This is a genomic window from Fructilactobacillus sp. X3R5C2, from assembly GCF_059901175.1.
The window spans coordinates 125,735-151,120 of the sequence record NZ_JBWXVC010000001.1 but is presented as its reverse complement, the minus strand read 5'-3'; the positions used below and the strand labels follow the sequence as shown (position 1 = coordinate 151,120).

At 41.1% G+C, this 25,386-nt stretch carries 28 protein-coding genes; 16 read left to right on the top strand and 12 right to left on the bottom strand.

The annotated features are described in order from the left end of the window. The first annotated feature begins 64 nt into the window (after positions 1–64). From AC6UD4_RS00715 to AC6UD4_RS00665, 11 genes are all read left to right on the top strand, one after another. Entirely contained in the window at positions 65–826 is a 762-nt protein-coding gene (locus AC6UD4_RS00715; protein WP_500693385.1) for a pyrroline-5-carboxylate reductase family protein, read from the top strand. A gap of 23 nt (positions 827–849) precedes the next feature. Beyond that, positions 850–2,259 carry an MFS transporter gene (locus tag AC6UD4_RS00710; RefSeq protein ID WP_500693384.1) on the top strand — a complete coding sequence of 470 codons (1,410 nt, stop codon included), beginning with the start codon at positions 850–852 and terminating at the stop codon, positions 2,257–2,259. After that, on the top strand, positions 2,252–3,475 hold the full coding sequence (locus AC6UD4_RS00705; RefSeq protein WP_500693383.1) for a DUF2075 domain-containing protein: 1,224 nt from the start codon (positions 2,252–2,254) through the stop codon (positions 3,473–3,475). The genes AC6UD4_RS00710 and AC6UD4_RS00705 overlap by 8 nt, the downstream gene beginning before the upstream one ends. A 201-nt stretch (positions 3,476–3,676) precedes the next feature. After that, entirely contained in the window at positions 3,677–4,417 is a 741-nt protein-coding gene (locus AC6UD4_RS00700) for an amino acid ABC transporter ATP-binding protein (protein WP_500693382.1), read from the top strand. A 17-nt stretch (positions 4,418–4,434) separates the two neighbouring features. Then, positions 4,435–5,298 (top strand): transporter substrate-binding domain-containing protein, encoded by an 864-nt coding sequence (locus AC6UD4_RS00695; protein ID WP_500693381.1) that lies wholly within the window; start codon positions 4,435–4,437, stop codon positions 5,296–5,298. After that, on the top strand, positions 5,295–5,945 hold the full coding sequence (locus AC6UD4_RS00690) for an amino acid ABC transporter permease (protein ID WP_500693380.1): 651 nt from the start codon (positions 5,295–5,297) through the stop codon (positions 5,943–5,945). The genes AC6UD4_RS00695 and AC6UD4_RS00690 overlap by 4 nt, the downstream gene beginning before the upstream one ends. After that, positions 5,942–6,586 carry an amino acid ABC transporter permease gene (locus AC6UD4_RS00685; protein ID WP_500693379.1) on the top strand — a complete coding sequence of 215 codons (645 nt, stop codon included), beginning with the start codon at positions 5,942–5,944 and terminating at the stop codon, positions 6,584–6,586. Before AC6UD4_RS00690 ends, AC6UD4_RS00685 begins: the two co-directional genes overlap by 4 nt. 70 nt (positions 6,587–6,656) lie before the next feature. Beyond that, positions 6,657–6,923, top strand: a complete 267-nt coding sequence (locus AC6UD4_RS00680) for an AbrB/MazE/SpoVT family DNA-binding domain-containing protein (RefSeq protein WP_500693378.1) — start codon at positions 6,657–6,659, stop codon at positions 6,921–6,923. After that, complete coding sequence (locus tag AC6UD4_RS00675; protein WP_500693377.1) at positions 6,923–7,270, top strand: type II toxin-antitoxin system PemK/MazF family toxin; 348 nt, start codon at positions 6,923–6,925, stop codon at positions 7,268–7,270. Before AC6UD4_RS00680 ends, AC6UD4_RS00675 begins: the two co-directional genes overlap by 1 nt. 442 nt (positions 7,271–7,712) lie before the next feature. Continuing rightward, entirely contained in the window at positions 7,713–8,264 is a 552-nt protein-coding gene (locus tag AC6UD4_RS00670) for a biotin transporter BioY (RefSeq protein ID WP_500693376.1), read from the top strand. Beyond that, the gene (locus AC6UD4_RS00665) at positions 8,257–9,042 is read left to right on the top strand and encodes an energy-coupling factor transporter transmembrane component T family protein (RefSeq protein WP_500693375.1); all 786 of its coding nucleotides are present in this window, start codon (positions 8,257–8,259) and stop codon (positions 9,040–9,042) included. The genes AC6UD4_RS00670 and AC6UD4_RS00665 overlap by 8 nt, the downstream gene beginning before the upstream one ends. On the opposite strand, the gene AC6UD4_RS00660 is transcribed toward AC6UD4_RS00665, so the two are convergent. The 4 genes from AC6UD4_RS00660 to AC6UD4_RS00645 form a co-directional block, all read right to left on the bottom strand. Continuing rightward, positions 9,023–9,379 carry an MmcQ/YjbR family DNA-binding protein gene (locus AC6UD4_RS00660; protein ID WP_500693374.1) on the bottom strand — a complete coding sequence of 119 codons (357 nt, stop codon included), beginning with the start codon at positions 9,377–9,379 and terminating at the stop codon, positions 9,023–9,025. The two genes, AC6UD4_RS00665 and AC6UD4_RS00660, sit on opposite strands and share 20 nt — an antisense overlap. Position 9,380: 1 nt before the next feature. After that, entirely contained in the window at positions 9,381–10,496 is a 1,116-nt protein-coding gene (locus AC6UD4_RS00655; RefSeq protein ID WP_500693373.1) for a glycerol dehydrogenase, read from the bottom strand. Positions 10,497–10,600: 104 nt separating this feature from the next. Further along, positions 10,601–11,260: a histidine phosphatase family protein gene (locus tag AC6UD4_RS00650; RefSeq protein WP_500693372.1), complete on the bottom strand. Its 660-nt coding sequence runs from the start codon at positions 11,258–11,260 to the stop codon at positions 10,601–10,603. An 82-nt stretch (positions 11,261–11,342) separates the two neighbouring features. Further along, positions 11,343–14,006: a YfhO family protein gene (locus AC6UD4_RS00645; RefSeq protein WP_500693371.1), complete on the bottom strand. Its 2,664-nt coding sequence runs from the start codon at positions 14,004–14,006 to the stop codon at positions 11,343–11,345. A 314-nt stretch (positions 14,007–14,320) separates the two neighbouring features. Here AC6UD4_RS00645 and AC6UD4_RS00640 point away from each other — a divergent pair, with 314 nt between their 5' ends. Beyond that, positions 14,321–14,842 (top strand): HdeD family acid-resistance protein, encoded by a 522-nt coding sequence (locus AC6UD4_RS00640; RefSeq protein ID WP_500693370.1) that lies wholly within the window; start codon positions 14,321–14,323, stop codon positions 14,840–14,842. A gap of 47 nt (positions 14,843–14,889) precedes the next feature. Here the strand turns inward: AC6UD4_RS00640 and AC6UD4_RS00635 are convergent, their stop codons facing one another. Further along, entirely contained in the window at positions 14,890–15,063 is a 174-nt protein-coding gene (locus AC6UD4_RS00635; RefSeq protein WP_500693369.1) for a hypothetical protein, read from the bottom strand. A gap of 146 nt (positions 15,064–15,209) precedes the next feature. Here AC6UD4_RS00635 and AC6UD4_RS00630 point away from each other — a divergent pair, with 146 nt between their 5' ends. Both AC6UD4_RS00630 and AC6UD4_RS00625 read left to right on the top strand, forming a co-directional pair. Continuing rightward, positions 15,210–16,154 (top strand): NmrA family NAD(P)-binding protein, encoded by a 945-nt coding sequence (locus tag AC6UD4_RS00630; RefSeq protein ID WP_500693368.1) that lies wholly within the window; start codon positions 15,210–15,212, stop codon positions 16,152–16,154. Positions 16,155–16,287: 133 nt separating this feature from the next. Continuing rightward, a complete protein-coding gene (locus tag AC6UD4_RS00625; protein WP_500693367.1) occupies positions 16,288–17,616 on the top strand; it encodes a replication-associated recombination protein A in 1,329 nt (442 codons plus the stop codon). Positions 17,617–17,694: 78 nt separating this feature from the next. Here the strand turns inward: AC6UD4_RS00625 and AC6UD4_RS00620 are convergent, their stop codons facing one another. From AC6UD4_RS00620 to AC6UD4_RS00590, 7 genes are all read right to left on the bottom strand, one after another. Further along, a complete protein-coding gene (locus AC6UD4_RS00620) occupies positions 17,695–17,892 on the bottom strand; it encodes a hypothetical protein (protein WP_500693366.1) in 198 nt (65 codons plus the stop codon). Positions 17,893–18,047: 155 nt separating this feature from the next. Then, complete coding sequence (locus tag AC6UD4_RS00615) at positions 18,048–19,091, bottom strand: ketopantoate reductase family protein (protein WP_500693365.1); 1,044 nt, start codon at positions 19,089–19,091, stop codon at positions 18,048–18,050. Positions 19,092–19,177: 86 nt separating this feature from the next. Next, complete coding sequence (locus AC6UD4_RS00610) at positions 19,178–19,660, bottom strand: CPBP family intramembrane glutamic endopeptidase (protein WP_500693364.1); 483 nt, start codon at positions 19,658–19,660, stop codon at positions 19,178–19,180. Positions 19,661–20,069: 409 nt separating this feature from the next. Continuing rightward, positions 20,070–21,584, bottom strand: a complete 1,515-nt coding sequence (locus AC6UD4_RS00605) for an FGGY-family carbohydrate kinase (protein WP_500693363.1) — start codon at positions 21,582–21,584, stop codon at positions 20,070–20,072. 110 nt (positions 21,585–21,694) lie between these two features. Continuing rightward, positions 21,695–22,138, bottom strand: a complete 444-nt coding sequence (locus AC6UD4_RS00600; RefSeq protein WP_500693362.1) for a helix-turn-helix domain-containing protein — start codon at positions 22,136–22,138, stop codon at positions 21,695–21,697. A 552-nt stretch (positions 22,139–22,690) separates the two neighbouring features. Next, complete coding sequence (locus AC6UD4_RS00595) at positions 22,691–23,449, bottom strand: hypothetical protein (protein ID WP_500693361.1); 759 nt, start codon at positions 23,447–23,449, stop codon at positions 22,691–22,693. 129 nt (positions 23,450–23,578) lie between these two features. Beyond that, entirely contained in the window at positions 23,579–24,076 is a 498-nt protein-coding gene (locus tag AC6UD4_RS00590) for an MGMT family protein (RefSeq protein WP_500693360.1), read from the bottom strand. A 131-nt stretch (positions 24,077–24,207) separates the two neighbouring features. On the opposite strand from AC6UD4_RS00590, the gene AC6UD4_RS00585 reads away from it, so the two are divergent. Both AC6UD4_RS00585 and AC6UD4_RS00580 read left to right on the top strand, forming a co-directional pair. Next, complete coding sequence (locus AC6UD4_RS00585; RefSeq protein WP_500693359.1) at positions 24,208–25,254, top strand: zinc-binding alcohol dehydrogenase family protein; 1,047 nt, start codon at positions 24,208–24,210, stop codon at positions 25,252–25,254. Beyond that, complete coding sequence (locus tag AC6UD4_RS00580; protein ID WP_500693358.1) at positions 25,238–25,384, top strand: hypothetical protein; 147 nt, start codon at positions 25,238–25,240, stop codon at positions 25,382–25,384. Before AC6UD4_RS00585 ends, AC6UD4_RS00580 begins: the two co-directional genes overlap by 17 nt. Positions 25,385–25,386 lie beyond the last annotated feature (2 nt).

The window sequence follows — 25,386 nt, the reverse complement described above, 5'->3', positions numbered from 1 at the left end:
TTACATAACCAATTAACAATGATGTATCATTATTATCATAATGATAAATTAAGGAGTGAATCACATGAAAATTGGAGTATTAGGTGCCGGCCATATGGGCAGCGCCATCATTAAAGGACTTGTCAACAAATATAACGCGAGTGACATTTTAGTAAAGGGACATCACGTAACCGACGAGCTCAAAAACTTCTCAAAAGACCTTGGCTTCACAATTGTCACCGATGATTTTCCAAGTGACTTAAACGTCCTATTTGTAACAACTCCCGCACCAATCACAGTGGCAGTGCTGAAGAACACCAAATTGCCAGACCAAACTGTGATCGTTTCAGCGGCCCAGGGGGTTAGTGAACAAGCCATTAATGACGTGCACCAAAACAACTCAGTGGTTTGTATCGTACCTAACATCCCGGTTGCCGTGAACGCCGGTTGCATCGCCGTTGGTAAATCTAAGAATGCTAATGAAGCAGACGTTAAGTCGGCTTTAGACGTTGTCACTAACCTAGGAACGCTCATTAAGACCAGTAACCAAAACCTTGGCATCGTGGGAACGGTTGCTGGATGTGGCCCGGCTTTTGTCGACGTCTTCATGGACGCCTTAGCTGACGCCGCCGTTCAAAATGGCCTTGACCGTGAGACCGCCTTTAAGGTCGCTGCAAGTATGGTTCAAGGTAGTGGCAAATTAGCACTCGATACTGGCATTTCACCGGCAACTTTGAAAGACCAAGTTACCTCACCTGGTGGTTCTACCATTCGTGGGGTGGTTGCTTTAGACGCCACCGGCTTTAGAAATGCCGTCAACAAGGCGGTTAACGACGCCAACAAATAAAATACGGTAATGGAGGAAATTATTTGGATTCAAAAGTAAGCTTAAAAACCAAAATCGCGATCCTCGCCACCGCGTTACTATCATTTTGTGGAATTCTATTAGAAACTTCAATGAACGTTACGTTTCCAGAACTCTCACAAATTTTTCACATTTCGTTAAACTTAGTTCAGTGGATTTCAACTGGATACCTACTAGTCGTTACCATTACCATGGCAACGACAGCATACCTCCTAAAGAAATTCCCACTAAAAAACATTTTCGTCTTTGCGGTCACCGCGTTTATCCTTGGTGATATTTTGTGTGCGGTCGCACCCAACTTCTGGCTCCTATTAGTCGGACGACTAATTCAAGCAGCTGCCACCGGAATCTCACTTCCGATGATGTATCAAATCATTTTTGCTGAAGTACCCCGACCAAAAATCGGTTTTTACACTGGAATTGCTTCAATGGTTATCTCACTAGCTCCCGCACTGGGACCAACTTACGGGGGAACGCTATCATCACTACTTTCATGGCGTTACATCTTCATCGTGGCTTTCCCAATCGTCCTAATTACCCTGTTTATCGGACTTAAGAGCATTGATCTTAAAGCTCCGGGAATCTCCAAACGATTTGATTTCGTTAGCTTTGCCCTCTTGATCGTGACCCTATTCTCATTTGTTTGGGGTGCTAATCAGTTTGGCGTCAAGGGTGCAACGTTTATGAGTGGCTTCATTCCCATCGTCATTGGATTAATCACCCTGGTCTTATTTATCTACCTCAATGGTCATGGTGATTCACAGCTAATGTCGCTTCACCCACTCAAGATCCCCACGGTTTCACTGAACGCCGTGAACTACTTCTTGTTGATGTTCATTAATATTGGGGCGTCATTCGTAATTCCAATTTACGCTGAGACCGTTCTTCATACCAGTGCCATGGTTGCCGGACTGATCCTGCTTCCAGGTTCAATCATTGGTGGACTCATTTCGCCATTTGCGGGAGGCGCTTATGACCGGTTCGGAGCCTTTAAACCAATCATGATTGGGATGGTTCTGCTGTCAATCGCCACGTTCTTATTTAGTTCCATGACGGCGGCCTTCACGGTGGTCGTATTGACACTGTTATTCACACTTTTACGAATTGGATTTAACTTCGCGTTCTCCTGTACCATTACCAATGCTCAAGAAACCGCACCACAATCTGATTCAGCCGACGTGAACTCGTTATTCAACATGCTCCAACAATACGCTGGTTCAATCGGTACCAGTGTCCTGGCAACGATCTACGCCTTTAACCAGAATCAGGCTCACAGTGCTGCCCAATATGTCTCAAAGACGGTCATGGGTGGTCACATGGACTTCTTACTCCTGTTCGTACTGGCCGTTTTCGGCTTAATCCTTGCGCTAGTTAACTGGACCATTCAAAGAAAGCACCTCGCAAAAAATGCATAACAATCAAGCAATTAAGAAACTTGCTCCCAACCTTCACCATTTAACTACGGAACAGGAACAATTAATTAATCAAATCGAACAATTTATTAATCAACAAATCGATCAAAAACAACCGTCCGTTTTCACGATCTTTGGAGATGCCGGTACGGGTAAAAGTGTCATTTTGAGTCAACTCTTTTTCAACATTCAACAAGCCGCAAAGAAAAAAGGCAAGCTTCATGACACTAAGAACTACTTCTTAGTTAACCATCCAGAAATTTTGAAGGTTTACAAACAAATTGCTGGATCCGAAGATAATGTTTTAAAAAAGAACTTTATGCGTCCTACCTCATTTATTAACCAAATGCACAAGCGAAACGAACGTGCTGACGTTGTGATTGTTGATGAGGCCCATTTACTACTGTCTTCACCAGACCATTACAATAATTTCTACCAGGAAAACCAGTTAGAAGAAATCATTAAGTCAAGCAAGGTCGTCATTGCCGTCTTTGACATGAATCAGGTACTACGAACCAAGTGTTACTGGGACAAGCAACGTTTAAACAAACTACTTGAACCCTACTATCACGAAAGTTATCAACTGACCCATCAGTTTCGCATGACCGCTAAACCAGACTTGGTTCACTGGATCAATGAATTTACGAGAGGCAAGTTGCTGCCAATCCCCAAGGACGCCGATACTGGTTACGACTTTCAAATCTTTGATGACGCTGAAAAAATGCGCCAAGCGATTGTGAAGAAAAACCATGAGGTGGGCTTATCCCGAATTGTTTCGACCACCGGCTATCCATCAACTTTAGATGGCGGAAAACATTACATCAAAGAGCTTGGCGGTTTCAAAATGCCGTGGGATCAGTACAATTACACCAGTACCCCGTGGGCGGAAATTCCCCAGACCATCAATGAGGTTGGTTCCATTTACACCTGTCAGGGATTTGATTTGAACTACGTTGGCATTATTTTAGGGCCACCAATCTATCTTGACCCTAAAGACCATCGCGTAAAGGTTGACTTAAAAAAGCAAACCGATGTTGAAAGCAAAAAACACCGAAAAGACATCACGGATCAAAAAGAATTTGCACAAATAAGGCGGCAAATCATCCTGAACTCCGTGAACGTGTTGATGAAGCGCGGTGTCTTTGGGACTTTCATCTTTGCTCACGATCCGAAGCTTAGAGAAGCATTGATGAAATCATTTCAAAAGATCAACCACTAAGTAAGTTCCATTTTAAAGATAATTAAGCTAAAAGGCCCCATAATGTTCGCATTTTGGGACCTTTTTGGTTGTTCTGATAAAAAAATTTACTTTTGTGTAACAAAATGTGCCATCAGTGCTAGTAATTTCCTTTCAATGCGTATAATCTAGTCATAACCCCAAAATACATTTCTTGGAGCTTATGATAAGGAGGACAATTTAATGGGATCAATCATTCAATTCAAAGACGTAGAAAAGTACTACGGCAAATTTCACGCGTTAACCAACATTAACCTTGATATTCACGAAGGTGAAAACGTTGTGTTAATCGGACCATCTGGATCGGGTAAATCAACTTTACTTAGAACCATTAATGGACTAGAGACCATTCAACAGGGACAACTCATTGTTGACGGCAAAGATCTGTCAAGCAACAAAACCAACCTCAATAAACTTAGAACTGACGTTGGGATGGTCTTTCAACATTTCAACCTTTACAACAACAAAACCATCACCGAAAACATCACGTTGGCTCCACGAATCGTCTTAAAACGTCCTCAAGCTGAAAACGAAGAGGTAGCAAAAAAACTACTTGAACGAGTTAACCTACCGGAACAAGGAGCCAAATACCCAGCTCAATTATCTGGTGGTCAACAACAACGAATTGCTATTGCTCGCTCCCTAGCAATGAATCCTAAGGTGTTGCTGTTTGACGAACCAACCTCTGCCCTTGATCCCGAGATGGTCGGAAGTGTGTTAGACATCATGCAGGACATCGCCAACACATCGGACATGACGACCCTCGTTGTTACTCACGAAATGGGCTTTGCCAGATCCGTTGCTGATCGCGTTATTTTCATGGCTGACGGGAAAATCCTGGAAAATTCTAAAACCGATGAATTTTTCGATCACCCTAAGACCGAACGAGCTCGCAAATTCCTATCACAAGTTGAACATAAATAAAAAGTGAGGTAGATTCCATGAGTAAATTTAAGTTAAAACGAGTGGGTTTGATTGCCTCCGTCATCCTAATTGTCATAATCATTGGCGGCATCTTTACTGGTCTTGATGCTAAGAAACACCAATCGGTCGCAACCAATGACTACGCCAGGATCAAGGACAGCCATGTCATGCACTGGGGAGTTAAAGGTGATACCAGACTATTTGGCTTAATCAGTCCCAAGACCGGTCAAAGTGAAGGATTTGATGTCGACATGGCACGCGCCGTCACCGCCCAAATGGCCAAGGACGCCGGAACGAAAATCAAGCCCGAATTCACTTCGGTCACCACTAACTCTAAAATCCAATTACTAAAAAACAATCAGGTTGAAGCAGTAGCCGCAACAATGACCATCACACCCGAGAGAGCCAAAGTGATTGACTTTACCAAACCGTATTTTCCAGCTGGCCAATCAATTCTGGTTAAAAAAGATTCCCCAATTAAGGACATTCGTCAGTTAAACAATCCTAAATACACCGTGATCACGACGATCGGAACCACTGCGATTCAAACCATGAAACAGTTTGCTCCAAAGGCGAAGGTCATCTCGATGCCAGATAACTCCCAGGCCTTAAGTGCTCTTGAATCTGGTCAGGGAGTGGCCGTGACTACCGATAACGCCATTCTATATGGTCTCGCTGATCAAAATCGTTCCACCAAGGTTGTTGGAAAACCATTCACTAATCAACCCTACGGACTAGCAATGAACAAGCACCAACCTGAACTGAAGGCCGCCATGGATAAAGCTTTAGAACAAGTCATTTCCGACGGAACTTACAACAAGTTGATTAAGAAATGGTTCTCAAACGTGCCTGGATTAGATTGGAGGAGTCTTGAAAAATGATAAATATCTTTCTTGAAAATTGGAAAACTCTTCTAGACGGCTTCTGGATTACCATCCTATCCTCAATCATTGGATTAGTTGGATCACTAGTCTTAGGGACCATCTTTGCCCTTCTAGAAATGGCTCCAAATAAATTACTTAAATTCATCGGAAGTGCGTTTGTCGAATTCTTTAGAAACATCCCACTTCTGGTCATCACCTTATTCTTCTACGTGGTGGTCGCAGCTGATTTTCACATTTCTGGATTTTGGTCTGGGACCATTGGATTAATCCTCTATACGTCTGCGTTTATCGCTGAGTGTATTAGAGGTGGCGTTGATTCAGTTGATCCGGGCCAGATGGAAGGTGCCAGAGCGAACGGATTAACGTACACTCAGGCCATGATTCAAGTGGTCTTACCCCAGGGATTCAAGCTAGCCATTCCATCGCTTGGAAACCAGTTCATTAACCTGGTTAAAAACTCATCAATTCTGTCATTTGTGGCCGGATTCGATTTAATGTACCAGGCCAACGTTATCTCTGGTGAAAATCTTGACCCATTTAACACCTACATCATCGTTGGAATTTTGTACCTCATCATCACCGTCTCCGTTTCCAAATGCATGAGCGTGATTGAGCGCAAAGTGAACGGAGGTGTCACACAATGAGTGGAGCATTTAGTTTAATTAACATGCACTATTTACTGGGTGGTCTAGTCGTTACCATTCTGGTATCAGTGATTTCAATTATTATTAGTTTTATCCTAGGAACTCTAATCGGAATTATCCTATTTGAAAAAGTTCCCTACTTTACCAAAACGGTTCGTTTCATTTCCAACACCATCAGAAATCTTCCTTTACTGCTTCTTATCTTCTTCACCTTCTTCGCTTTACCAAAGTTAGGGGTGGAGTTGAATTCCTTTGCGGCCACGGTCGTTGCCATGTCGGTCTTTGAAGCCAGCATGGTTGGTGAGATTATCCGTGGTGGCTTACTCTCAGTTGGAGTTGACCAGGCTGAAGGTGCCCTTTCAACCGGGATGAATAAGGCCCAAACGTTATGGCACATCCTGTTGCCACAGGCCCTAAAGAAGTCCATTCCACCACTGATTTCCCAATTCATTTCACTAGTTAAGGATACTTCGTTAGCAACCGCCATTGTCCTTCCAGAACTAACCTTTAGGTCTCAGGTCATCTACGGTCAGAACCCTAATTACATGATCCCGATGTTTGTCACGATTGCCATCATGTACTTCATTATTAACTACGGACTCTCCTTACTTGCAAAATGGTTTGACAAAAGAATGGTCTAGCCTGCACAAATTGCTTCCCTTTCCCTTGATTTTGAGCTACATTGGATGAGGGCATATGGGAGGTTAATGCATGTTGACAAACAAAATTAAAATCACAGCAACAATGACGAGTAAGAATCAAATTACGATTCCAAAAACCGTCCGTGACATTCTCAATCTTAAGCAAAACGACCAACTGGAATTTACAATTCAAAAAGATGGTTCGGTAACAATGGCACCTAAAGAATCCTTTGAAGGGTTTTGGAAAATAGTTGAAGATCAGGAAAAGAAATACGGTAACGTCAGCAGTTCGGAACAAGATTGGGGCCCTGATCAGGGGTCGGAGGTTATCGATTAATGAATTATAAACAAGGTGAGATTTACTTCGTTAATCTTGAACCGGCACTTGGCACCGAAACCAAGAAAAAACGTCCGTGTCTGGTGGTTAGTAACAATCACTATAATCATCTAATGAACACGGTGATTGTAATCCCAATCAGTTCTTCCGCTAAGTACTTGGAAGAAAAGAAGTACGTGAAATCACCACTATACTTTCAGGTCAATAACAAAAACGTTCATGGGACTGCCATGCTTCAGCACGTCCGAACCGTGGACATGGAAGTTAGAAGTGAAACCAAGTTGGTCGCGAAATTAGACGATCGGGACATGCGGAAAATTACTAATAATATTAAACAGTTCTTTTAAAGGATACGAAAAAGAGGCCACACGAAGGTGTGACCTCTTTTTTATATGGATCCCTTCTAGTCAATTGACTAGAAAAGAAGACGCTGAGCTTCATTGCATGATAACGACTCCACAAAAGTCACATACAATTGGATAACTCTAATGCAACTTCATTTTTATTATAGCAATCAATTCGTCAATTTAGAATAAACCATGTTTTTTATTTATTCTAAATGATATAAAAAGCAGCGGACAACCTGTCTACTGCTTTCTTGTATTCATAAGTCATATGCAGATGGCATAGGTTGCAAAAATAAATATGTGGCTCAATTTTATTTTCGGATAAATAATTGTTCCAACAACATTTGGTCCACATCATTTAATGAAATGATTGTTTCTCATGAATTTAATCGATAATCTTAAATAAAGACATTTAAGTAATTAATTAAGGAGAGCAATAATCATGAAAACCAAAGAACTTGTTTATGACGCACTATTTGCCGCAATCGTCGTTGTGTTAGGCCTCTTTCCACCGCTGACACTGCCGTTTATCCCAGTTCCAATTACGCTACAAAGTATGGGCATCATGCTTCAGGGAAGTTTTCTAGGTAAGAAAAACGGCTTTCTAAGTGCCCTACTGGTAGTCATCCTGGTCTTAATTGGACTGCCAGTCCTTTCAGGTGGACGTGGCGGCTTAGGGATTTTAGCGGGTCCGACCGGTGGTTACTTCATCATTTGGCCCATTGCCGCCTTTCTTATTGGCTTCCTAGTTGAAAAATTGTGGAAGAAGATTAATTTCTGGAAGTATCTTGTTGCTAATGTCATCGGTGGTGTGATTCTGATTGATGTTTTTGGGGCCCTGTACCTTTCAGTGATTGCCCACATGTCAGTGACGGCCTCACTAGTTTCAAACTTAGCCTTCATCCCTGGTGATATCATCAAGGCCGTAATCGTTAGTCTAATCTGCGCTTCCACCAAGAAAATTAGTCTGGTGTTACAACTCAAACATGAATAATTTTATCTTTGGCACATACGCAAACAATCATTCCTTCATGCAGCAATTAGATCCGCGAACCAAGCTCATCAGTATCACGCTCATAACGATCACGTTCATGTGGTCAACCACGACCATTCAAATTGGAATTGGTGCTTTAGGACTAATTGGTCTGTATCACCTGGCACACATCAAGGTAAGCATGGCACTTAGTTCCATCAAGCCCATTTTATTTATTTTAGTGTTTATTTTAATTTATCATGGAATTTTTCCAACCAATCAGAATTTATATATAAATCAAATGAACGTGGGTGGTTGGCTTTATGGAAGCCAAATTTGCGTCAAAATCATCCTTCTGCTTCTAATGGCCGCGCTTTTATCGTTTACGACCAGTCCATCCTATTTATCGCAGGCAATCTCGCGACTACTGAGACCATTAACTTATCTGCATCTACCTGTATCTGAGTTTTCGTTAATGATTACCCTCACCCTGCAGTTTATTCCCATCATTTTAGGTGAACTAAACGACCTGAAAGTTGCCCAAACCAGCCGTGGGGTTGACTTTACTTCATCAAAATTGACCAAGAAAATCAAACTCCACGTTCAACTCATTATTCCACTGTTGTACGCGGTCACAAACCACGCTAATAAGCTAGCCAATACTTTAGATGCCCGTGGCTACACGCCTAAATCTCAATCAACTAGATATCACGAAACCCAGTTTAGTATGCGAGATACTATCTTTGACGGCGGTGTCATCATCTACTTAGCTTTAATTCTTACTTTAAGGTCATTTTAAAACTATCTTGAATCATCTTTTGGACCTGTTTTGAATCAACTTCACCAAGCACAACCGTAATCCAGTGCTCCTTGTTCATGTGATAAGCCGGTAAATATCCCTTAGACTGTTTCAAAAGTCCGGCAACATCTGGATCAACTTTCACGTCTAAGACATCGATCTCATCGGTTCCGTTTAATCCTAACTTATTTTGAGGCACGTTCATGACCAAGCCAAACCACTTCTGGTCATCTTTGTGACGAAAAGCCAAGTACTTCGGATATTCTTTAAAAGGTCGATCTGGTTCAACATCAAACTTCTTTTTAACGTATTCAACTACATCATCACGATTATTCATTTTAATTCCCTAACCCATTCTTAACCTGATACTCATGACTGAATTCAGAAACAGCTTTCATGGCATTCATCACATCTATTGGTGTTACTGAAACTGGTAAATTAGCCATGGTGTCACTTGGATCACACGCTTGAGTGGCTGCCTTCATTAACTCTTCATCACTAGCTTTCCCTAACTTCAGATCCGCTAGCGTCGTTGGTAAGCCAAACTCAAGATCAAATTTCAAATACTTCTCAAATTGACGGTGATCAGAACCAGTCAGAACCAACTCACATAGGGTTCCAAAGGCGACCTTCTGTCCGTGAGATAACTGGTCAATCTCACCACTTAAAGCCGTAAAGCCATTATAAATGGCGTGAGCAGCTGCTAATCCACCACTTTCAAAACCAATTCCACTAAGAAGCGTGTTGGCTTCAGCGACTTTATCAAGTTCGGAAGTAGCCGATCCAACCACGTTTGAAGCCACTGCCAAACTGCCATATTTAAACAACGTTTGTTCACACATTTGTCCAATCGCTTCGCCAGCAAGGGTTGATTTTCCACCTAGCATGTTCGTCCCGTTCGACTTGCGGGTATCTGTCGCCTCAATGTTAGTCGCCATGGCATCAGCCATTCCTGAAATCAGAAACTTGACTGGCGCCTGACTAATCACCTTGGTATCAAGAATCACCATGTCAGGATTCTTCTTATAAAAACGATAGTGGTCAAATTGACCGCTGTCAGTGTAAATTACCGATAACCGTGAACATGGCGCATCCGTCGAGGCAATCGTTGGGGCAATCACTACGGTTGTGTTCAAGTTGTCAGCAATCGCTTTGGCACTATCGGACACCTTGCCACCGCCCAGACCAATGACAATGTCATCATCGTTATTTTGCCCAATCTTAGTGACCCGATCAATCTCACTTTCAGATGACTCCCCGGCAAAATCAACGACGGTTACGTCAAAGTCATGTTGTTTCAAGTAATCAGCAAAGTTATTTCCAACCATTCTTAGTTCCGTCCCACTTGATAGAAGTAGCACCTTTTTCCCAAACTTACCGATTCGGTCCGCACTGTTCATTAATACATCTGAACCTTGGACATAATTACTAGGACTTGCATATAATTCAACCATTTTTTACTCCTCCTTTAAACTGTCATAATTATATTATTCACAAATTAAGAAGTAAATCATTTGAAAAAGGCATAAGAAAAAGCCGGGACGCTTGTCCCGACTTTTTAGACTTGTTCATCTAAACTATTAAAATACTCAACCTTGATATCTTTATCAGTAATAATCAGTTTAGTGATACTACCGTTCTTAGCTGGTTCACCAATATCCAACGCTGGATTATAACGATCAACGATGGAACGAATGGTCATCCCATGAGAAACAATCAGGATCTTGTCACCATCCTTGGTGTTTTTTCGGATTCGATCAATTCCACGGTCAACTCGCTTCCAAAACGTCTTGTTGTCCTCCGCATTATTGTACAAATCGGCTCTGGCAATCAAATCACGAGCCTTTTCAAGACCAAAGTTTTTGAGCACCCCAGCCTCAGAAGTCGTCTTGACCTGCTCACCAACAAACTGCCACATCTGCTCCAAGTTTTCACCCTCAAAGTAGCCGTGGAACTGTTCCCGTAATTCGGGGAACTGATAACTAATGATGTTAATGTTATTGTTGTTGGCTTGCAAAATATGGTGGGCGGTTTGAATGGCTCGACCAGAATCACTACTAAAGGCCGCATCAAAATTGATGTCCTTCAATCGTTCACCAGCGTTATCGGCGTCCTCAAGTCCCTTTTTGGTCAAGGGTGAATCAATCCAACCTTGTACCTTGTTATAAAGATTCATATAGGTTTGTCCGTGTCGTACTAAGTATGCAGTTACTTTCATAATTTATTACCTCACTCGTTTCCTTAACTCTAACCCAATTATAACAAAAAACATTCCCAAAGTATTTTGGGAATGCTAATTTCTATTTATTTCGTTTTCGATAGAATAGCCACTCGCAGAATGCCCCCAAAATTCCAACTAGGGTCAAAAGCAATCCCAGGATCAATCCTGGAGTGCGGTAATGGAAGTGAAGGGTGTGTTTACCGGGCTTTAATTTTATCCCAGTAAGGCCGTCAGCAACCATCAAAGTCTTGACTTTCTTGCCATTCTCAGTCACGTGCCATCCCTTGTCATAAGGAATACTCAATAAGAGCACGTTGCGCTTTGAACTCGTCTTAACGTGACCAGTGAAATCGGATCCTGAAAGTTTCAGGTTCTCAGGATGATCCACTCTCAGCTTGTATGGCTGAGTTTCGTCAACAAATTGATTGAAAGCCACACCGTCTAAGCCAGAGAAGCTCTTTAATAGACTCTTCTCCTTCAGACTATTAGAAGAAATAATCTTAACCGTAAATTTCTGTCCTTTATCAAAATGACCTAACTTAACGTTTTCAGTCCCGATCATCCGGTATCTTTCAGGAATCTTCTTGCCATTCACAAAGATTTTATCCTTGTAGAGGTTGGCCTGACTCAGATACATGTATTGGTTACCGGAAATAACCGGATTAACCGTCAAATTATACTTGTATCCGTCCACCGTATCCATTTGTCTAGTATCGTATGGATCAACCGTCTGATAACGGTACTTACCAGAATTATTAACGGTAACCTGAGCCTTATGCATGAACTTCTTCTTGGTTCCGGACTCGTCTTGAACGAAACGATTCAAGTTCTTAAAAACATGACCCTTGTTTAGTTTGGTCTTAACAATCCGATCAGAAACCGCATAGCCCAGTCCACTATAGCGTTCATTCTTTTTATTGATCGTCTGACCATTTTTCAAAATGGTTAACCGATTAGTAACTCCAAGTAGTTGGTCGGTAATCGGCGAACTACCAATCACGCTAACCCGGCGCACGTTTCTTGACGATAATCCCAGATTAGAAAGGACTGCTTGAGTATGCATGTTTAAAGTTGAACTATAGCCACTTACCCCACGGTAATTAAAGATAATTCCATCATTATACTGGTTGTAATCCTGATCAAAGATCCCACTGTACAGTTGATTATTCACGTCATTACGATGGAACGTCGTTTGATTCTTCTTATTATCAACTTTTTGGTCAATAATGCCTTTAGACTGGTTATAGGCATTTTCAAATTTTTTCTGATTCCCAAACATTGCAGGAGCATTCCTAAACGCATCAATCCGTCGTCCCTGAAGGGAAAGATAGAGGTTAACTCCCATCTCAACACACAGGACTGCGAAAAGCAGGTACCAAATCTTTTTGCCGTAGCGATTCGTTGCCATTAACAACAACGTGGTTACTAAGACAAAGATTAAAGCATAAATTAAGTGGGAATTCCCAGCAATAAGCTGAATGCCATACTGATGCATGTGGTTAAATAAGGCAACCAAATCGCCACAACCGTACCCAATTACTAACAGGAAGGAAACGATTAAACCAGCGTTTTTAACAACTCGATTGTCCTTAAACGCTCCGTTAATGTAAGCTTCATATGCGAACATGATGGTCACAAAACCGAACATGAAGGCTTCTCTATACGGGAATCCAGCTGGATTTTGGAACATGTGCCAAATAGTGTTAAAAGTGGTAATCCACATCCCGACGAAAATTGCCCCAACTAGCCAGAAGGAAGCGTGTTTCTGTCGTTTCGTAATCTTCTTCGATAACCAGAACACCAGGAGGCCCATGATGAAGATCGTACCCACAAAGATACTGGGATCATGGGACAAACGGCCCATAAAGTTATTGGCTCCCACCCCAAGATTAACAAAAACAGCAGGACTAAACCTTGGATAAGGCAGAAAGTCCCAGATTTTGAATAATCCCTTACTGGTTGAAAGCATCCCCACAATTGATGGAATCAACATGAAACACGACAACAGGGCGGCAATGATCGAACTAACGACGTACTTACACGTCATGGAACCATGAACCTTTAAGTAATGCCAAAACCCAGTTTTAGCTGGACGGTTCAAAAAGACGAGGTAGACAAAATAGATCAAAGAGTAAATACACAGCATATAGCCCATGTAGTAATTCATGATAATGATGGCCGTCAAAGCGACGACGTATCCGCCCCATTTCCCCTTATAAAACAGTCGTTCAATTCCAAGGGTTAAAAGCGGTAGAATCATTAAAGCCTCAAGCCACATGAAATCATAGAAGTAGAGGGCAACGTAACCACTCAAACTGTATGCTACGGCAGCCATGATTTGCATCATGTCCTGTCTGTGATACTTCACCTTCAAAAAGAAGGCCATTGACCAACCAATTAGTCCGATCTTAATCAAAATGATGATTGAGATCAGAATTGGCATGTGAACCACACTGAACCATGAAACCAATAAGTTCAGAGGACTCATTAAATAGTAAGTGTAGATCGGAACAGTATTATCACCAATCGAGACCAAAAACGAGTATGCACTAAAGGTATGATGGAGCATTTGATCACGAAGTAACTTAAAAAATGGCATGTACTGCGTGAGCAAATCACTGATAAGTAGATTATGGTTACCAAATGGTGTTATTCCGTAAATTGCGAAGACGATGGAAGCCACTACGACCGGAATGATAAATGCGGCCGCGTAGTATTTCCAAACATGCATTTTCTTTTTCATAGCTAAAAAATCCCTCGATATTAATATTTGTAAAATTATGTAACCACAGTTCATTGTATTATATTTTTGTGACGTAACCTAACAAATGTGACAATTCTTTAGGAATAATTTGTTAGTTCAATCATTTAACGCTAGCGTCTTTGACAAAACCAGCTAGCCTTCATAACTAGGATACGTCAATTATTCCAATTAACTTCCCTTAAAGTTAAATATCTCCCTAAATTACGTCATTTAACATTTCAATGGTGGTTTATTTCTTAAATTTTGGTAAAATGAATTTAAGCTTAGGCTAATAAATAAAAAGGAGTGTTCATATGTTTAGTAAAACAAAGGGCTTTGACCCGTTTTCACTGGTTATCGGAATCCTGAGTGTGATCTTATCACTCTTCATTTTGAAGAATCCATTGAACTCATTTAAGGCATTAGTTTTCGTCATTGCCATCTTGTCAATCGTTGAAGGGATCTTCAAGATTGCTGAAATTTCTCAACTAGACAAATCATTAGGGATGTCACCAGTTTGGCTTGTCATTAACGGTGTGCTTGATATCATCATTGGTATCTTGATCTTCTTAGACCCTGCCGTTGGTGGAATCTACATCTGGTTGATGTTATCAATCTGGTTCATCATCGATTCATTGTTTGAACTATGGTACAGTCGATTTGCCGAAAGAAACCACAAGGGTTACTTCTGGTTTGAAGTCATTCTTGGTATTATTGGCTTGATCTTAGGAATTGTTCTATTATTCCAACCAGCCATGGCAATGTCAGTTGCATTATTCTTAGTGGCATTTTACTTCATGTTCTTTGGAATTTTGTTAATTGTTCGTTCATTCTAATCAAAAATAAAAGATCGCGGATTCGCGATCTTTTTTTGTACCATTAATTATTTGCGATCCTTATTTGGTTCTTCAGGACGGTCACTACGTTCGATGTGTTTATGAATTTCCTTCCCATCGGTTGAACGGTTTTCATGGCCACGATCCTTTTTGTGATCGTCTTTTTCTAACTTATGCAATAAGTTCTTTTCTTGTTTTTCACTAGGTCTTCTGTCACTCATACTAAACCCTCCTCTTCTGTTTATACGTTCCCATTATATCATTATCATCGTGGCTTTCATAAAGAATCATTTCCAAAAATGGTTTAATTGCCTTTTGAAAAGATTCATGCTAGTTTCTAGATAACGAAAATGAAGGAGAAAATACTATGAAATATGGAGTTACTGCCGGAACGGGTCGTTTCGGTGAACGTGCTATCTTGGGCTTGATTCGACTGGTCCCTGTCGAAGACATCGTCGTAATCGCTAGAAACACGGAAAAAGCCAAAAAGATGTATCCTGCGGGAGTTGAAATCAGAAAGGGTGACTATAATGACACTGAAAGTCTGAATCAGGCCTTTGATGGAATTGACAAGCTCCTATTTGTCTCATCGCAACCTGATCCAGAACATCCCCGCTACGTCCAACACGAAAACGTGGTCAACGCCGCCGTCAAAGCTAAGGTCAAGTTTATCGCTTATACGAGCTTCCCCCACGCTGACATCGCCAAGGTGCCACTAGCAGAGGACCACGCCAAGACCGAAAAATTAATTGAGGCAACTGGCATCAACCATTCCTTTCTTAGAAACAACTGGTACCTAGAAAACGACCTCGACCTCATCAAACGTTCCGCTAAGGGAGCGGCTTTTATCTTCTCCGCTGGTGACGGCAAAGTTGGCTGGGCCGAAGAGAAATACTACGCGTTTGCGGCGGCCAAGGTCATGGCAAGCGACGAAAAGACCAAGGATGTCTATGAGTTCTATGGCAACGAACACACCTACGCCGACCTAGCAGCCTCAGTCGTTGCCAATACCAATAAGGACTTTAAAGTTAACTTGTTAAACGATGACAACTACCGCCAAGCTTTAGCAAAACGTGGCTATGACAAGGGTTCAATTAATTTCATGGTCGGCGTTCAAGGCATGATCAGGGCCGGGGTCTTAGATGAAAACATCGACGAACAGGCCGTCAAATTTGGCATGACTCATCAAGAAATCTTGGCAAACAATACTGACAACGATCCGGACCTGCCGCAGGTCATTGGTAGACCATTACCAACCCTTGATGAACAGGTTAAAGATTTATTATCCACTAAACCATCATATGAAATCTAAGCAAAAGAAGTTCTTTGATTAAAATTTTAATCAGAGAGCTTTTTTAAACCCATTGATTGCATGATTTCCCCAAGTGTATTAACTTAAACTTAATTAAAGACTAAACTTTCTAGCAGAATCGAAGTGAGTAACCATGCGGCAAGAATCACTTTTTAATAATCAAGACCAAAACGTCCCCTTGGCCAGTCGGGTTCGTCCCAAGACTTTAGACCAATTTGTGGGACAGCAAAATCTCCTTGGAGAGGGAAAAATTTTAAGAGAACTAATTGAAAACGACCAGGTTTCTTCCATGATTTTCTGGGGACCACCTGGGGTTGGTAAAACCACTTTGGCCGAAATTATCGCCAGAAAAACGCAATCAAACTTTTATAGTTTCAGTGCGGCCGACAGCAGCATCAGCAAAATTAAAAAAATCATGCGTCAGGCTGAGCAAGATCAAGCAATTGGGCAAAAAACGATTGTCTTCGTCGACGAAATTCATCGTTTCAACAAAGCCCAACAGGACGCCTTTTTACCCTACGTCGAACAGGGTAGCATCATCTTGATTGGAGCCACCACCGAGAATCCGTCGTTTGAAGTCAATTCGGCGTTACTATCACGCTGTAAGGTCTTCGTCCTGCACGCTTTAAAACCGTCTGACGTGGTTAGGCTCTTAAGCAACGCCTTAAAGAATCCTAATGGCTTTGGCAAACAGAACATCAAGATTGGCAAAGATGAAATTAACGAAATTGCTAATTTTGCTAACGGTGACGCCCGAAAAGCTTTAAACACCCTGGAAATGGCCGTCCTCAACGGTGACAAAAAAGACGGTGTCACTAAAATAACGTTAGATGGTCTGAAACAACTGATTGGTAATAAGTTTGTGCTGTACGACAAAAATGGCGAAGAACACTACAACATTATCTCAGCTTTGCATAAATCGATGCGTAATAGTGACGTTGACGCCGCCATTTACTGGCTTTCCCGTATGCTAGATGGTGGAGAAGACCCGCTTTACATTGCCAGACGACTGGTGCGGTTTGCAAGTGAAGACGTTGGCTTAGCTGATACCAACGCCTTAAACGTTGCCATTAACGTGTTTCAAGCCTGTCAGTTTCTGGGGATGCCAGAGTGTGACGTCCACCTCGTAGAGGCCGTTACGTACCTCTCACTCGCACCAAAATCAAACGCCCTCTATAAGGCACGACTGGCGGCCAAGAAAGACGTCAAGGAAACCGCTGACGATCCCGTTCCACTGCAAATCAGAAACGCTCCCACCAAGTTGATGAAAAACTTGGGCTACGGGAAAGGATATGAACTCGCGCATAACTATCAAGACAAACTAACGACGATGAAAACGATGCCACCATCAGTTGAAGGCCACGTCTACTACAAACCCACGAGTGAAGGCCATGAGATCCGGTTCAAGGAACGCCTTAAACAAATCAAGAAGTGGCATGAACAACATGATAATAAAAATTAAGTCAAAAAATTGCCAGCCCGATGTTTAATCAGAGCTGACAATTTTAATTTACTGTAATTTTAAGAAAAATCGACGCTACTAATAATTAAATAACGCCCCAAATACAACTAATACCAACATAATCAGTCCGAGAATCCAGAAATTAGCCGCAAACAAACCAATCGTAGCGACTAATAGAAACATCAACAAAAGACAACCACAAGCGGCACTGCTGATAAACTCAAACAGTAACCAGACCAGAAACAAAAAAATAAAGATTGATATTGCAACAGTCATTTTTCGCCTTTCTAAGATACGATTAATTCATACACTTTATATTTAAACACAAAAAATGAACCTCTCAAAGTTCCTTTAGAGATTCATAATATTACATATTTTAAAAGTAAACAACGAATAATTATAACGTACTGTAAGAAGCCTCATTACAATAATTACAATTTGCTATCAAGTAATTGTTGAAACTGGTCCATGGTATCATCAAACTTCGGTAGTTTCCCCATATCCTGGGCATTTTCAACAATTTTAATAACCAAATCGTTGAATGGAGTCTTGATTCCATATTTCTTGCCCGTCTCGGAGATCACTCCATTGATGTCATCAACCTCAGTCTTTCTGCCCTTCTCCAAATCTTGCAGCATACTGGCCTTTAGATTCTTACTGTTGTTCATCGCGGACTTCAGGTAGGACAACTGTGCTGGTTCATCATTGGGATGTTCGATAGTAAATGAACTGAGGTCATGATTTCCCATTTTGGCAAATTTCACACCGTCAGCATGACCGACCTTTAATCCTTCATTGACGATTTTTAGCGCACTCTTTAAGCCAACCTCACTATCAGCAACCTGTCCAAACATAGCATCACTTGCGGCTGATAACCCACTAAACGATGAGTTAACCAAAAGTTTAGACCATTTGGTTCCAAGTAAATTATCGGAAATGATGGTGCCACCAACGTGACTCAGCACGTCTTTGACCTTCTTAATGCGGTCGGTGTCTTTCCCGTCAAGTTCACCAATCTGAAACGCCGCATTTTCAAAGGCAGGAAGTGCCGTGGTCAATTCGGATTCCGTGTGGTTAAGTTGGGTCCCACCAAATTCAACCGAACCAGCAACGATGTTTGCGGGATCAATGACCTTTGAAATCGCAATTTCTGGAACCCCGTTTTGAAGTGAAACTAAAGTTCCATCCGGTTTCAACACTTCTTTAACCTTGGGAAGAACTTCATCATTATGAGTCTGCTTGGTTAAAAGTAAGATGAGATCATACTCGTCCGATTTTAATTCATCTGGAGTCTTGGCCGATACAGAAACGGTAAAGTTAGCCGTATCAGTAACCGTCGCACCCTGATCATTTAAATCCTTAACGTGCTGGGGATTGTTGGCAATCAAATCTACGTTGTCTTTGCCGTATGCTTTGGTGAGATATGCACCAATAATGGTCCCAAGTGAACCAGCGCCGTAGACTGCAATTTTCATTATTACCATACTTCTTTCTTTTTGGAATACTTTGGAATACATGGAGAAGTATGTCGCTGTGAAGCGGGAATGTCAAAAACGAGGGCTTATAAAAAATCATTAATGATATTTTGTGAATTAGATTTTCTAATAAAGCAAACCATAAACAATAAACTAACAAGTACCACAATCGACATCGTTGTAACAGCCGAGACAATCTCACTAGCGGGAAGGACTTCATGGATTCCATTACTAGCTGAAGTCGTAAAATTCCACAAGAAGTGCATCAACATTGGAAAAAGAATGGTTCTGGTCCGAAGATAAATCACACCATTAATGATTCCCATTGAGATCGTGAACAGGACCTGAACCAGCGTTATCCATAATCCTTGATGAAGGGTTTCAATGTTAATTAAGTGAGTTCCCGAGAACATCAGACTACTAACCATGACCGCTATGAGACAAATAAGATGGGTTTTATTTTTTAGAACGGGAAGCAAGATTGACAATAACATGGTTAAAATGACTCCTCTAAAAAGAAATTCCTCTAAAACGCCTGAGCCTAACGAAATTATCAATAGCTTAATCATTGCCGTTCTAAAGATATCTACGGAAGACAGTTGCAATACAACTAAGCAAATATAAATTAGTATTATTACATCAATTATCCACTGCTTTTTAAACGAGATGTTTGATTTTAAGTAAATTGGCTGTTTTAACCACCAAAAATTTACCAAATAGAAAAACAAAAATAAAACGACGTATGTAACCGCAAATACAGCAATTCCCTTATTGGTAAGTTCATAAATTAAGTGAACACATGGAAATGATATTAAAATAGCAAAGTAAAACACAATTAATTGAAATAAATGATTTTTGGTTAACGACTTAATTGAAAACACATCCTTAAGTATTTAGGTATAAAAAATGAGTGTTGATAGGCACTCATTTTATCTTTTAATTATAAAATAATAAAACATCTTTCAGTGTGAAATTTAGTTAATCATGATTATTAACTAGCTTGTTGTATTTTTTATAAAAGTCCTTCGTATCCGTATACGCCAAACGATACAACTCATAGTAATTGTTATACTCTTCGTGTCTTTCTGGATTGGGTTCAATTTTTTCATTAATCTTGACCCACTTCTGGACTGCTTGTGGTTGAATTTGATTCAATCCAATTCCTGCCAGAATGGCACTTCCAAGGTCGGCTTCACCACCAGAATCAGTCGTTTTGACGGTCTTACCCGTCACATCCGCAATGATCTGGACCATTTTTTTAGAGCTGCTAACACCACCAACTAGAGTAAACGAGTCGCCAATATGATCCCCAAACTGTTCAATACTCTGACGAACGGAATAGGCAATGGCCTCCTGAAACGCCTTAAATAACTCGTAACGTTTTGTCGTCATTGAAATCCCAAAGATGGTTCCCCGAACGTTAGAATCCCAAACTGGACTGCGTTCTCCCATAAAGTACGGTAAAACAACCAAGCCGTTGCTACCAGTGGGAACGTGCTCACTCTCTTCGTCCAGCATTTTCGTACTGTTATTATTATCAACTTCCTGAGCGAATTCACGGGTGAACCACGCAATTACCGCGCCAGCCGTGTTAGCTCCGGCAAAGTTATAGTAGTATTCCTTCGGTTTGTAAGCGTACGGCCAAATAATCAGATTGTCATCTTTAAGTGGCTTGTCGGTCACAAGCGCCGCATTCATTGACGTTCCTAATGCAATCGTCATGCGACCGGTGCCAAGGACGCCAGTTCCAACCGTCGCTGGTCCAACGTCAACCCCAGTATTAAAGATTGGTGTTCCAGCTTCGATGCCTAGCCTTTGCGCCCACTTGTCAGTGACTTGACCGGCGACATCCGTGCTAGCAATCATCTTTTGTGGCAATTTTTTTAAATCAATGCCTAATTTAGTGGCCAGTTCAGTTGACCACTCATCATCATTAATGTTGAAAATCCCCGCTAAGTTACCAGCCGCAGAGTAATTAATACTGATGTTCCCCGTTAACTTGTAAATGACGTACGATTCTGGTGGCAAAAATTGATAAGTGTCGCGGTACAACTCCGGCTTGTTTTGTTTCAGCCACATAATTTTAGTGTAACCGTAATACGGATCGGCCAAGTTGCCAGTGATATCCATCAGTTCTGACTTACTGACAAGTTTCAGTGCTTCTTCGGTTTCTTTTGTAGCCCGGCGATCCATCCAAATTAACGCGGGACCGTGTGGTTGACCACTTTTGTCAATTGGAACTCCAGAACCACCGTAAAGACCGTCGATGCCAATACCAATGATGTGGGTACTATCGACTTTTTGGGCCAATTTTTTAATCAAGGACGTCACCGCCTGGAGCCAGTCGTCAGCATTCTCTTGCGCCCATTCTGGATGTGGGGTTTCTAACTGATATGAAGCTTTGTCTTGAGCGATAATTTCACCAGTGGTCGTCATCAAGATGGCTTTGGTGCTTGAGGTGCCGATGTCAATTCCTAAAATGTATTGGGTCATGGGAAGTCTCCTTTGCGAAATAAAGTGAGCTGTTTGATGACTTAAGTTTAGCTTATTGAGAGTAATTTGTTAATGAGTGAACATAAAACAATGTATCTCAAAAATAAGTATTACAATTCCATCTCAGTTGCTAGCTTGTGATTATCATGATGTTCAATTACTAGCCTTTCAAAAGCACTTCTATTCTTTGCCATCTGAAACAATGCATCTTGTTGAGTACTTTGTACAATATGGTTATTTTCAATCTGGTTCAGTGTTCCATATCCCATCCCCAATGTTTTAGCAAAGTCCCTACTAGACAATCCATAACTATTCCTGAGCTTTCTAACATCTGTTGGCACCATAAACCCCTTTAATTTACGGTAAGCATCAAATATCTTATGAATATTTTCATCTGGATCATTAAAATCCAGCCATTTTTCACCTGATTCATCAACGAGAAAATGTTCGTTAACATTAACATCTACGCCTTTAAAATTGACAGTTTTATTTTCGTAGACATCTTGGTATTGACCAGTTTGGTCTGTTTCTGGATTATATAATAATTTCGTCATTATTTTCTCCTTCCTACTTATAACGATACTGTATTGGATATTCAGCAATATGAATTGAAATCCAATATACTGAATTCTTCTTCAATTGAAATTTTAAATACAAATCATAATTTAATCTAGTTAACCCGAATACCCAAATGTCTCCAAAAATTGATGGAATGTGGTTATCACTTTCTGGACCACAAACATAATCCTTCCAAGAAAGATTGTCATAAAATTCATGATTCCTACTGAATCCATATCTAATTTAATTTGAGTTTCCAGGTTTTTAGAGCGTCTGCTTACCTACCAAGTTGATCGATTTTGTTCGATCTTCTTTAAAACACTTTTAACTTTAGGCTTAGATGCATTATTCATGGTGCTTATCACCATATCTCCCTTGGCTAATATCATTATACCATTTGTTTCTAATCAGAAACAAAACAATAAATTAACCAATAATAAAAACCATTTAGTTAAATTAATTAACTAAATGGTTTACATCGTGCATATACGCATTAATTACTTATCTTCACAGAGACTTTTTCATAAAAAATACTTTTCTGTTACATCCTACAACTCATACATATACCTCACATCATCCGCCTGGGCATCGGACTTAACCAACAAGGTCTCAAACAAATCAGTCAAGCCGACAATTTCATTAGTATGAAAAGTAATGGTGTTTTCTTTTTTATCAATCTCAGTATCAAACGCATTCTCGGTAATGCGCCAGTTCTCGTTGGTCCAGTCTTCCTGATTAAAGGCCTGAAAGGCAATGTAGTTATTAATCAACATCTTACCCTGTTTGGACAACCAAGCAAGTACGTTCAGGTCAATGCCTTGAAAACCCTCCCTTAAGTCCGGTTGCAAAACCTTCTCTGGATCATATGGTTGAAAGACGTCTAAGTCAATATTGTCCTTAATCAAATACTTTTTAGCCCCAATGTAGCCACGTTGAAGTGAAGCAATGGTGGCCTCTTTCATCTTGTCATCCATGGGTTGCTCAAATTGACCGTAGACCTCCATGAAAGTTGAAAGGAACTTCTGTTGGTCACGCTGGACGTGGTCGTAGAATTCATCCCCATTGTGATTCATGTCAGCCGCAAGCGCCTCCACCGTCGACGGAATGTCATCCCGGTTAAAGTCAACGTTAACCATGTACACCCCAATTGCAGCGTTTGACAAATAATTATCGACGATTACGTCCCTAATTTGTTGCGGAATCGGTCTGACCTTGTTGAAATCAAACTGATTACTGTTATCGTTGACTCCTGTCGCTACCAATCGTTTAAACACTCGCCCGTTATCTGCCTTAATAATATGTTTCATTTTAAATACTCCATTCATTAATTGATTGTGATTATGACTATACAACATCACACATTTTTACAAAAGTCATTTCACATCAATTTATCGAAAATAAAAGAGACTTCACGACTGAAATCTCGATTTCATTATTTACTTTTTAGGATGCTCAAGATTTACCAAGAAATCACGGGTCATTTCGTTTGTCCGGTATGGATACCGTCCGTTTCGATCCGTTACCCGGTGAAGTGGCAACACGATCCAGATGGGACTTCTTGAAATGGCAGCCTCCACTTTATCCTGACTAACACCAGAACGGTCTGCCAGATCGGAAACCGTAACTAATTCACCAAACGGGATCTGGGCAATTTCGTTCCAAATCAACCGGTCTTCATCAGAACCGTACCCCATAAAATCAGTTGGCAAATCAAGACTGGTTGACTTACCTCGCAAATAGTTTTTAATTGTTTTACGATACTGCAAGCTGTGCTCACTATTTTTGGCATACTCAAAATGATCATTCGTATAAAAATCAAGCAGTTGAGACACTCCTTGACCTGGACTGCTTACGAAATTCAATCCATGATCGTCAATCGTGAAGAAGACTTTATCCCCGTTAACATGAACGGAATCCCAATACAATCTTTGCATTTTTTTACCTCATCCCACTCTTTCCATATCATCATTTTATCATAAAATGTGATGGTAACCTAACTCCAGGGAAACAATTATCGCCGTCTGCGTGGTATCCTAGGGGTAGAATACGAAAAAGGAGAACGCTTATGACTAAAGAAATGAATGCCGTTGGTTACACAAAATACCTACCAATTGATGACCCCAAGAGTCTGTTTGATTTCACCACCGAAGTGCCCAAACCGGAACCACACGACCTGTTAGTAAAAGTGGCTGCCGTTTCGGTTAACCCAGTGGATGTTTTCACCCGTGAAGCTCAAAAAGAGCCACTAAAAGAACCGAAAATTATCGGATGGGATGCCGTTGGAATCGTTGAGGTAGTTGGTTCTAAGACCAATCGTTTCAGGGTTGGTGACCGCGTCTTCTACGCCGGTTCACACGTTCGTCCAGGTAGCGATAGTGAGTATCAGGTGGTTGACGAACGCATCGTTGGCATTGCCCCGAAGAAGTTAGACAATGCTCACGCTGCCGCCATGCCACTCACTAGCCTAACGGCGTGGGAGGCCATGTTTGAACAGATGAACATTGACTTTTACGACCGTGACGAACAGAACCACAATAAATCAATCTTAATTATCAATGGTGCTGGTGGAGTTGGTTCAATTGCGACCCAATTGGCCCACCGCGCTAACCTCAAAGTCATTGCCACTGCTGGAAAAGATGAGACGAAACAGTGGGAACTCGATCACGGCGCCGACATCGTTGTTGACTACCACGATGACATCGTTTCAAAGATTCACGACCAGGGCTTCAAATACGTTGACTACATCTTAGATTTACGTAACATCGACGCGTACTGGGACGAAATCTGTGAGTTAATTGCCCCATCTGGCACAATTGTATCAATCACCGGCTCTGGCAAGTCACTCGACATGAGTAAATTAAAGGAAAAACGTGCTCGCTTCGCCTGGGAATACATGTTTACCAAATCCGAATTCCATACTCCTGACATGATCACCCAACACGAAATCTTGGATAAGATTAGTATCATGCTCGATGAGGGGAATTTAGTAAGCACCATGACCAAGCAGTTTGATCCCATCAATGCCGAAAATTTACGAAAAGCTACCAAGTTAGTCGAAAGTAAGCAAATGATTGGGAAAGTCGTGGTGGCCAATGATGAAAACGAAAAATAATAGTGCTACAAAGGAAACCGAAGAACTAAAAAAGAATGGTCAACTCAAAGAGGCACTTGAGGGACAAAAAGACCAGAATCCAGATCACTATTCTGATATTAGTAAAGGCATTAACTGGAATAATCTTTAACA

Coding starts and splice junctions, on each gene's coding strand:
- AC6UD4_RS00715 (WP_500693385.1), top strand. CDS start 65: ATGAAAATTGGAGTATTAGGTGCCGGCCATATGGGCAGCGCCATCATT.
- AC6UD4_RS00705 (WP_500693383.1), top strand. CDS start 2,252: ATGCATAACAATCAAGCAATTAAGAAACTTGCTCCCAACCTTCACCAT.
- AC6UD4_RS00700 (WP_500693382.1), top strand. CDS start 3,677: ATGGGATCAATCATTCAATTCAAAGACGTAGAAAAGTACTACGGCAAA.
- AC6UD4_RS00695 (WP_500693381.1), top strand. CDS start 4,435: ATGAGTAAATTTAAGTTAAAACGAGTGGGTTTGATTGCCTCCGTCATC.
- AC6UD4_RS00690 (WP_500693380.1), top strand. CDS start 5,295: ATGATAAATATCTTTCTTGAAAATTGGAAAACTCTTCTAGACGGCTTC.
- AC6UD4_RS00685 (WP_500693379.1), top strand. CDS start 5,942: ATGAGTGGAGCATTTAGTTTAATTAACATGCACTATTTACTGGGTGGT.
- AC6UD4_RS00680 (WP_500693378.1), top strand. CDS start 6,657: ATGTTGACAAACAAAATTAAAATCACAGCAACAATGACGAGTAAGAAT.
- AC6UD4_RS00675 (WP_500693377.1), top strand. CDS start 6,923: ATGAATTATAAACAAGGTGAGATTTACTTCGTTAATCTTGAACCGGCA.
- AC6UD4_RS00670 (WP_500693376.1), top strand. CDS start 7,713: ATGAAAACCAAAGAACTTGTTTATGACGCACTATTTGCCGCAATCGTC.
- AC6UD4_RS00665 (WP_500693375.1), top strand. CDS start 8,257: ATGAATAATTTTATCTTTGGCACATACGCAAACAATCATTCCTTCATG.
- AC6UD4_RS00660 (WP_500693374.1), bottom strand. CDS start 9,379: ATGAATAATCGTGATGATGTAGTTGAATACGTTAAAAAGAAGTTTGAT.
- AC6UD4_RS00655 (WP_500693373.1), bottom strand. CDS start 10,496: ATGGTTGAATTATATGCAAGTCCTAGTAATTATGTCCAAGGTTCAGAT.
- AC6UD4_RS00650 (WP_500693372.1), bottom strand. CDS start 11,260: ATGAAAGTAACTGCATACTTAGTACGACACGGACAAACCTATATGAAT.
- AC6UD4_RS00645 (WP_500693371.1), bottom strand. CDS start 14,006: ATGAAAAAGAAAATGCATGTTTGGAAATACTACGCGGCCGCATTTATC.
- AC6UD4_RS00640 (WP_500693370.1), top strand. CDS start 14,321: ATGTTTAGTAAAACAAAGGGCTTTGACCCGTTTTCACTGGTTATCGGA.
- AC6UD4_RS00635 (WP_500693369.1), bottom strand. CDS start 15,063: ATGAGTGACAGAAGACCTAGTGAAAAACAAGAAAAGAACTTATTGCAT.
- AC6UD4_RS00630 (WP_500693368.1), top strand. CDS start 15,210: ATGAAATATGGAGTTACTGCCGGAACGGGTCGTTTCGGTGAACGTGCT.
- AC6UD4_RS00625 (WP_500693367.1), top strand. CDS start 16,288: ATGCGGCAAGAATCACTTTTTAATAATCAAGACCAAAACGTCCCCTTG.
- AC6UD4_RS00620 (WP_500693366.1), bottom strand. CDS start 17,892: ATGACTGTTGCAATATCAATCTTTATTTTTTTGTTTCTGGTCTGGTTA.
- AC6UD4_RS00615 (WP_500693365.1), bottom strand. CDS start 19,091: ATGAAAATTGCAGTCTACGGCGCTGGTTCACTTGGGACCATTATTGGT.
- AC6UD4_RS00610 (WP_500693364.1), bottom strand. CDS start 19,660: ATGATTAAGCTATTGATAATTTCGTTAGGCTCAGGCGTTTTAGAGGAA.
- AC6UD4_RS00605 (WP_500693363.1), bottom strand. CDS start 21,584: ATGACCCAATACATTTTAGGAATTGACATCGGCACCTCAAGCACCAAA.
- AC6UD4_RS00600 (WP_500693362.1), bottom strand. CDS start 22,138: ATGACGAAATTATTATATAATCCAGAAACAGACCAAACTGGTCAATAC.
- AC6UD4_RS00595 (WP_500693361.1), bottom strand. CDS start 23,449: ATGAAACATATTATTAAGGCAGATAACGGGCGAGTGTTTAAACGATTG.
- AC6UD4_RS00590 (WP_500693360.1), bottom strand. CDS start 24,076: ATGCAAAGATTGTATTGGGATTCCGTTCATGTTAACGGGGATAAAGTC.
- AC6UD4_RS00585 (WP_500693359.1), top strand. CDS start 24,208: ATGACTAAAGAAATGAATGCCGTTGGTTACACAAAATACCTACCAATT.
- AC6UD4_RS00580 (WP_500693358.1), top strand. CDS start 25,238: ATGAAAACGAAAAATAATAGTGCTACAAAGGAAACCGAAGAACTAAAA.